The sequence below is a fragment of the Stenotrophomonas sepilia genome (genome assembly GCF_003244875.1).
GTDB lineage: Bacteria > Pseudomonadota > Gammaproteobacteria > Xanthomonadales > Xanthomonadaceae > Stenotrophomonas > Stenotrophomonas sepilia.
In genome coordinates this window covers 1-8194 of record NZ_LXXZ01000050.1, presented here as the reverse complement: position 1 = coordinate 8194, position 8194 = coordinate 1, and the positions used below count along the sequence as shown (strand labels likewise).

At 68.2% G+C, this 8194-nt stretch carries 6 protein-coding genes; 3 read left to right on the top strand and 3 right to left on the bottom strand.

The window, feature by feature from the left end; genetic code table 11:
* Positions 1 to 120: 120 nt before the first annotated feature.
* Positions 121 to 528: a YciI family protein gene (locus A7X97_RS09805; protein WP_049413606.1), complete on the top strand. Its 408-nt coding sequence runs from the start codon at positions 121 to 123 to the stop codon at positions 526 to 528.
* On the opposite strand, the gene A7X97_RS09800 is transcribed toward A7X97_RS09805, so the two are convergent.
* The gene (locus tag A7X97_RS09800; RefSeq protein WP_111007869.1) at positions 506 to 2587 is read right to left on the bottom strand and encodes an NHL repeat-containing protein; all 2082 of its coding nucleotides are present in this window, start codon (positions 2585 to 2587) and stop codon (positions 506 to 508) included. The genes A7X97_RS09805 and A7X97_RS09800 overlap by 23 nt on opposite strands.
* 167 nt (positions 2588 to 2754) lie before the next feature.
* Here A7X97_RS09800 and A7X97_RS09795 point away from each other — a divergent pair, with 167 nt between their 5' ends.
* Positions 2755 to 4275, top strand: a complete 1521-nt coding sequence (locus A7X97_RS09795; protein WP_088496304.1) for a tetratricopeptide repeat protein — start codon at positions 2755 to 2757, stop codon at positions 4273 to 4275.
* A gap of 97 nt (positions 4276 to 4372) precedes the next feature.
* On the opposite strand, the gene A7X97_RS09790 is transcribed toward A7X97_RS09795, so the two are convergent.
* Positions 4373 to 5149 (bottom strand): lytic transglycosylase domain-containing protein, encoded by a 777-nt coding sequence (locus tag A7X97_RS09790; protein ID WP_088496303.1) that lies wholly within the window; start codon positions 5147 to 5149, stop codon positions 4373 to 4375.
* Between the two features lie 206 nt (positions 5150 to 5355).
* A complete protein-coding gene (gene cycA, locus A7X97_RS09785; RefSeq protein ID WP_088496302.1) occupies positions 5356 to 6729 on the bottom strand; it encodes a D-serine/D-alanine/glycine transporter in 1374 nt (457 codons plus the stop codon).
* Positions 6730 to 6957: 228 nt separating this feature from the next.
* Here cycA and A7X97_RS09780 point away from each other — a divergent pair.
* On the top strand, positions 6958 to 8194 hold a 1237-nt coding region (locus A7X97_RS09780; RefSeq protein ID WP_111007868.1), incomplete at its 3' end, for an EAL domain-containing protein.

Here is an 8194-nt window from a genome sequence, read left to right as displayed (position 1 = left end):
CCCCACCACGGAGGGGCTCCGCCGTTCGCCGATCCCCGCCGAAGGCGCGCTTCTGCGCTGCAACATGCCCGTGCGCAATCCTGCGCGATCATGGACCCCCGCCCCCGCCAGGACCGTGCCATGCAGCAGTACCTGCTTCTGATCTACATCGAGCCTGCCCTGCTGCAGGCCCTGCCCACCGAAGAATTCAACGCGCTGATGCGCGACTGCCTGGCCCACGCCGACAAACTGCAGGCCGAAGGCACGCTGCTGGCCGCACAGAAGCTGCAGCCGGTCGACACCGCGCAGACCCTGCGCGTGCGGGATGGCCACAGCCGCGTACTGGATGGCCCCTTCGCCGAGACCCGCGAACTGCTGGCCGGCTTCAACCTGATCGTAGCGCGCGACCGCGACGACGCCATGCGCATCGCCCGCGATTTCCCGTGGGCACGCTTCGGCAGCATCGAAGTGCGGCCGCTGGAAGACATGGACGCCGAGCGCGAACGCTGCGGCGCCCCGGCTGCGGCTATGGCAGCAGCCGTACCCTGATCTCGCGCGGACCGACGCCTTCGTTGCCGCTGTAGTCGCGCACGCTGGCGCGCACGACGTACTCGCCCGGCGGCAACGCCGCCGGCTGCCAGCGTCCGGTTTCCATCAGGCCATCACGCACGGTGTTGGTGGCCAGGTAGCGGAACCGGGTCACCGCGCTGCCATGCACGGTGATGCCGCTGTCCGGTGCGTAGGCCACGCGCACTGCTTCCCGCTGCGGCGGCATGCGGTTGAACACGATGTTCCAGCGCGGCTGCTCGTAGCCCTGCAGCGGTTGTCCCGTAGCATCGAGGATCTGGTAACCCACCTGGTACATGCCCAGGCGGCGTCGTGGCAGATTGTTGTCGACCTGGTCCCAGGCCTCCACCACGATCTGCACGCCACGCCCCTGCCGCGCAACCATCACCACGCCATCGCTGCCTGCGGCCATCGGCTGGTCGTTGTCGTCCAGCAGTGCTACATCAGTGATGCGCGGTGCGAAGTGATCGGCGTAGTTATGGAAGCCAAGCGCCACCGCATTGGTCTCGAAACCACCGGTGCCCACCGCCAGGTGCACGTGCGCCTGGTTGTTGATGCTGCCCAGGCGGTCACCCACGTGGATGCGCATGCCACGGCGCACGCGCATCCGCTGCAGCTTGCCCTGCTCGTCGTACAGCGCCTGCCAGCGCGCGTCGAACGGCACATCGCGCGGGGTGCGGCCGACGCGCATGTGGATGTACTTGAGGCGGTCCACCGCAAGGCCCTCGGCCTGCTCGCCCAGGTTCCAGGCCGCCACCGGGCTGCTGATCTTGCCATCGGCAATCGCCAGCACGGTCTGGCCCACATCACCGCGCACGTCGAAGCCGCCATGCAGGTGGTGGCGGCTCTCACCGCTGAAGTTGCCGCGCACTTCGCCCAGGGTGCCGACCACTTCGTGCCAGCCGTCCTGCGGTGCGAGCGGCCAACGGCCCCCCGTCTTCGGCAACGCGGCATCGGCGGCCGGGCCGACCAGTGCCGGCGCCGGCAGTTCGCCCACCGGCAGCGGGCGCAGGCGATGCAGGCGGTAGCCTGCGGCGTCGGCCACCAGCACGCTGCCATCGGCATCCATCGCCAATCCACTGGGGCGGGCCAGGCGCGGCAGGCGACCATTGCCGAGCAGCGCGATCTGGTGGCCCTGCGGCGTCACCTGCACGATGCGGCCATCCAGATCACCCACGTACAGCACGCCGTCGTGGGTGGCGGCCAGCGACAGCGGCCCATTGATCACGCCACCGGCGGCGACCACGGTGCTGACCGTGCCATCGGCCCCCACCCGGCGCACGGCGTTGTTGAACAGATCGGCCACCAGCAACGCACCCTGCGCGTCGAAGGCCAGCGCCACTGGCGTATCGAAACGCGCAGCGGCGCCCACGCCATCGGCAAAGCCTGGCCGATCACCACCAGCCAGGGTGCGCACACTGCCATCGGTACCGATCACCCGGATGCGGTCATTGAACGTGTCCGCCACGTAGACCTGGCCCTGCGCGTCCACCGCAACGCCCATCGGTGCATCGAAGCGGGCCTGCGTGGCCGGGCCGTCGGCGTGGCCCTGTTCGCCACCGGCCAACGTGGTCACCTGGCCATCGGTGCCGATGCGGCGGATCGCATGGTTGCCGGTGTCGGCCACGTACAGGTTGCCCTGCGCATCGCCGGCAATGCCCGAGGGCGTATTGAAGCTGGCCTGCAGCGCAGGGCCATCGACACGGCCCTCACCCTGCCCGGCCACGGTTTCAACGCGGCCATCGGGCAGGCGGCGGCGGATCCGGTTGTTGTCACCGGCATCGGTGAAATAGACACTGCCATCGGTGCCGCGCAGCAGTGCATACGGGTCGGCGAAGCGCGCCTGCGCGGACGCACCGTCGCGGTCACCGGGGTGGCCATCACCCGCCAGCGGCTCGATCTGCGCGGTCCAGGCCAAGGGCGTGGGCACCGGGCCGGCAGGGCCGGCCAGCGTTTTCAGCGGGGTGTCCCACCAGGTTGCAGCCAAGCCCACCGCCGTTGCCAACGCCACCCCTGCCGCCATCCATTGCCACCGTGCCATCGTGTTGCGCTGCCTCTGCCTGCTGCTTGAAGAGGCACCGACAATAGACGCTGCGCGTGCGATCCGCCACGGCCGATCATGCGGCTGAAGGCCAGGATTCGCTTCGTCGTGCTTGTCCTCGCTGGCCGTAGCAGGTTCAATGCGGTTCCCACGGATGGAGATTCTCCATGCCCCGCGCTCTCCCCCTCACCGCACTGCTGCTGGCCGCATTGGCCAGTGCGCCCGCCTCCGCTTCGATCACGGTGGCCCCGCAGAAGCCATCGGCCACCGCCGATGCAGTACACGCAGCGTACGCCACGCGCTGGGATGAAGCCATCCAGCAGGCACGCGGCGGCAATACGCTGGGTGCACTGATCAGCATGGAGCGGCTGATGGAGGATCCGTTGCTGGACGACTTCGATGCCGAGCGTCGCGGCCGCGCCTCGCAGGTCGCCGGCTGGACCGCTCTGATGCAGAAGAAGCCGGATCAGGCCCGCCGCTACCTGCAGCGGGCGCAGGAGGCCCTGCCGGAGGATGCACAGATCCTGCTCACCCTGGTGTCAGTGGAACTGTCGGACAACCAGCCGGCCGCAGCCACCACCTTGCTGGTGAAGGCACTGCAGCACGCCGACGCGCCGCTGCCGATCGATCACCACGCGGTCAACTACCTGCAGTACCGCCTGCGTGACCAGCCACAGAAGCGCATGGACCTGCTGCAGGCGCTGTTTGACAACGGCTGGAAGAGTGGCGGCCTGGAACCCACCGGGCTGTGGCTGGCGCTGGCCACGCTGCAGGCCGACTACGGCCGTGGCGACAGCATTCCGGCCACGCTGGCGCGCATCGACAGCCCGGCCGAGATCATCCGCCTGCGCAGCGACAAGCGCTTCGATCGCTATGTCGATCGCGGTGACGCGCGTTTCGATCCAGTGCAGGCGGCACAGCGCCACCTCGATGAACTACGTGTTTCCGGCCTGCTCGACCGCGCACTGGACGCGCGCATGGCCGAGTTCAGCACCACCTTGCTGATGCTGGACCGCAACGAGGAAGTGCTGTCGTTGACCGAGGGCATGGCCGCTGCCGCCAGCAACGGCGAATCGCCTGCCGCCACGGAAGCGGAATGGGTGGCCTGGCTGCTCAACAGCCGGCTCACCGCACTGCGCCGGCTGGGCCGCACCGATGAGGCACTGGCCACGGCGAAGCAGGCCGCCCGCATCGGCGCGCTCGGCCCGGATGGTGTCGAGCACCAGATGAATGTCGGCTTCGTGTTCAGTTCGCTGGGACGCATGCAGGACGCTGCGCAGGCAGTGAATGACATGCCGGGCCTCGCCGGTTACGGCAAGGCCGCACAGGCGCTGCTGCAGTTCGCCGCGGCCCGCGAGCGCGGTGATGCCAAGGCGCGCGATGCAGCACGCGCGGTGATCCTGGCCCAGCGCGACGATGCCCGCCTGTTCCACCGCGAAATGCTGCTGGAAGAAGGCGACCTGGACGGTGCCGCCGCCGTGCTGATCGAACAGCTGCGCTCGCCGGTTGAACGCGGTGAAACCCTGGCCAGCCTGCAGGACATGCGCACCTATCCGTCATTGCCGGGCGATGTGCGCATCGATGCCGCGTGGCGTGCACTCAAGCAGCGTGCCGACGTGCAGGCCGAAGTGGTACGCGTCGGCCGCATCGAGCGCTACGACCTGGTCAGCACTTCCACCTCGCGCTGAGCGGCTTTTGTGTAGAGCCGAGCCGATGCTCGGCTGCAATTGGCGCAGCCGAGCATTGGCTCGGCTCTACAACGCCACGTGCAGGCAGCACCGTCCGCTAGCGGGCTGGCACTTCGGTGCGGATGCCCATCGCTTCGCGGTAGCGCGCATACAGCGCCATCACCTTGTCCACATAGGCCAGGGTTTCGGCGTAGGGCGGCACGCCCTTGTAGCGGGTGACCGCACCGATGCCCGCGTTGTACGCAGCCGCCGCCAACGGGCGGTCGCCGTTGTAACGGCGTAGCAGTGCGCGCATGTAGCGCGCGCCGCCCTCGATCGACTGCTGCGGCGAGAACGGATCGCGCACGCCATATTCCTGTGCGGTCTCCGGCATCAACTGCATCACGCCCTGTGCGCCCTTGGTCGAGACCGCCAGCGGATCGAAGTTGCTTTCGGCATGGGCGATCGCACGCAGCCAGGCATCGTCGACGCCGGTAGCTTTGGCCGCGGCCTTGAACTGCCTGGCGTGCTGCGCGAGCTGCGGCGTGCCGACCTTGCCCAGGCCCTCGTGTGCAGGCTCGCCCGGCGGCGTGGCCACGGTGAACTTCAGGAATACCCGCGAGCCGGGCAGGTTGCGGGTGGAATAGACCAGCACGCCGTCCTGCTCGCGCTCGTACAGCACACCACTGAACACGCCCATGTTGCCCCACAGGTTCGGGGCCTGGATGGCGTTGTCGTCGATCTCCTTCGGCGTGCACCGCGAACCCGGCTCCGGTGCGGTGGCCAGGCTGACGGTGTTGCCCTGCACGCAGCGATAGACCGTGCGCGCGGCAGCCATCCCGGGCCACAGGATGGGCAGCAGCACCAGTGCAAGCAGGAGAGGTCGATGGGACATGGCGGCCGGATGATCCGGCCGCGCCCGCGAATGTTGGGTGAATGGGCGGTTGGCAGGGCTGCGCCCTGCACCCGCGGTAGTGCCGGCCGCTGGCCGGCAACCTCAACGGCAGCGGCCGATTTCCTGCGGCTGACAGTAGATCCACGCCATGCGTGGATGAAACTCTGTAGAGACGATGGATCAATCGATGGAACGGAGACGTTGGATCACTTCGCGGCCCTCCGGCGCACCCAATACCCCGCGCCCAGCAGCACGAACCACACCGGGCTGGCGATCAGCGCCTGGCGGGTGTCGCCCTGCAGGCTCAGCAGCACCAGCACGGCGGCGAAGAACACCAGGCAGGCCCAGCACATGGCGACGCCCCCAGGCATCTTGAAGATCGATGCAGCGTGGCGCTCCGGGTAGCGACGGCGATAAGCCATGTAGGCCACCAGGATCAGCGACCAGACGAAGATGAACAGCACCGTCGCCAGCGTCGTCACCAGGGTGAAGGCGGTTACCAGGTTGGGAATCAGGTAGATCAGCAGCGTGCCGCCCAGCAGGCACAGGCACGAGAACAGCAGGCCACGGGCCGGCACCGCAGCGCGCGACAGTTTCGACAGCCCGCGCGGTGCGTGGCCCTCTTCGGCCAGGCCGTACAGCATGCGGCTGGTGGAGAAGATGCCACTGTTGGCCGAGGACGTGGCCGAGGTCAGCACCACGAAATTGATCAGGCTGGCGGCGGCGGGAATGCCGGCCAGCACGAACAGCTGCACGAACGGGCTCTTGTCCGGCACCACCTGGCGCCACGGGGTGACCGCCATGATCGCGATCAGCGCCAGCACATAGAAGATGATGATGCGCACCGGGATCGAGTTGATTGCCTTGGGCAGGTTGCGCTCGGGGTCGGCAGTTTCGGCGGCGGTGGTGCCGACCAGCTCGATGCCGACGAAGGCGAACACCGCAATCTGGAACCCGGCGAAGAAGCCGACCAGGCCCATCGGGAACATGCCACCGTCATTCCACAGGTTCGACAGCGACGCGGTGTGGCCGCTGGGTGAGGTGAAGCCCCAAGCCACCAGCCCGGCGCCGGTGATGATCAGCGCACAGATCGCCACGATCTTGATCAGCGCGAACCAGAATTCCATTTCACCGAACAGCTTCACCGTCACCAGGTTCAACGCCAGCAGCAGCATCACGCAGGCCAGCGCCGGTTTCCAGGCTTCAAGCCCCGGGGACCAGAACTGTGCGTAGGAGGCGATCGCGATCACGTCGGCAATGGCGGTGACGATCCAGCAGAACCAGTAGGTCCATCCGCAGAAGAACCCGGCCCACGGGCCGAGCAGGTCGGTGGAGAAATCGATGAAGGATTTGTACTGGAGGTTGGACAGCAGCAGCTCGCCCATCGCACGCATCACGAAGAACAGCATCGCGCCGATGATCAGGTAGACGAAGATGATGGACGGGCCGGCCAGGCTGATGGTCTTGCCCGAGCCCATGAACAGGCCGGTGCCGATGGCACCGCCGATGGCGATCAGTTGCAGGTGGCGATTGGACAGGCTGCGGCGCAGGTGCTCGGGGGGCGTGGCGGGCTCGGTCATGGGCGCGGGAAGGGGCGGGCGAAGCGTTCGACGGTAGTCCTCCGCGACGCCGAGCGCCAGCGCCAGACGGCCCCATTGCGTCAAAGCAGGCCGCTTTCACCACAATGTGACCGAATACCGTATTGATCCCATTCCGCCCGGCCCGGTGCCATGCTGAGATAGCCGCATCTGCCCAAGGACCGGCCCGACCATGCGCCCTGCCCCGCCCGCCCCGCTGGAGCCCCGGCCATGAGCCGCCTGCGCGTCATCATCGGCGGTACCGCACTGGCCCTGCTGGCCGCTGCGGTGCCGATCGCGGTCATGGCCTACGCCACCTGGGACCGCGCGGTCAGCGTCGAACAGCAGCGCCTGCGCGACATCGCCGATCGCACCCTGCGCCGCTCCGACCTGTCCTACCAGGAGGCGCTGGCGGCGCTGAAATCCGCCGAAGCCGGTGCCTACGTGTCCTGCAGCCCCGAGCACATCCGGCGCATGCAGACCCTGGTGATGACCACCCCATCGATTGACCAGATGGGCTACTTCGAAGGAGGCAAGCTGCGCTGCACCTCCTGGGGGCCGTTCCTGTCGGATGTGGAACAGCCCAGGCCGGACCACGTCACCAGCGACGGCGCCGGCATCGCAGTGGACGTGCGCCCGGAAATCAGCGGGCGACGCCAGGTGCTGGCGATCCTGTATGGGTCCTACGACGCTCTGGTGGACCCACGCCGCTTCGTCGATGTCATCGCCGACCCGAATGTGCGGCTGGCACTGGCCAGCCCCGACGGACGCCTGCTGGCCAAACAGCCCGGCCTGGATCCGGACCTGCTGCAGGCACTGCTGCGCGACCCGGGCGAAGGCCTGGACCACACCACGCTGTTCGCTACCGCGCGCAACGAGGAATGGCTGGCCGTCGCCACTACACCGCGCACCGCGCTCGCTGCGGCCTTCCGCCAACAGGCCTGGCTGTACGTGCCGGTGGGCCTGCTGCTGGCCGCCGCCGGCGCCGGGCTGGTGATCTGGCTGTCGCGGCGCCGCCTTTCCCTGCGCGGCGAACTGGCTACCGCCATCCGCCGCCGCGAGCTGTACCTGCATTATCAGCCGATCATCGAACTGGACACCGGCATCTGCGTCGGCGCCGAGGCGCTGGTACGCTGGCAACGCCCGGATGGCACCCAGGTGCGCCCTGACCTGTTCATTCCGCTGGCCGAAGAGGCCGGCATGATCGCCGACGTCACCGACCTGGTGATCGAGAACGTGGTGCGCGACATGCGCGAGCTGCTGGTCGCCGACCGCAGCGCGCACATCGCGATCAACCTCGCCGCCGAAGACATCAGCAGCGGTCGCGCCCTGAAGATGATCTCCCGGCACATGGCCGGCAGCGGCATCCTGCCGCAGCAGATCTGGATGGAGGCCACCGAACGTGGCTTCCTCGATCTGGACCGCGCGCGCACCATGCTCGCCGCCGCCCGCCGCGCCGGCCACAGCG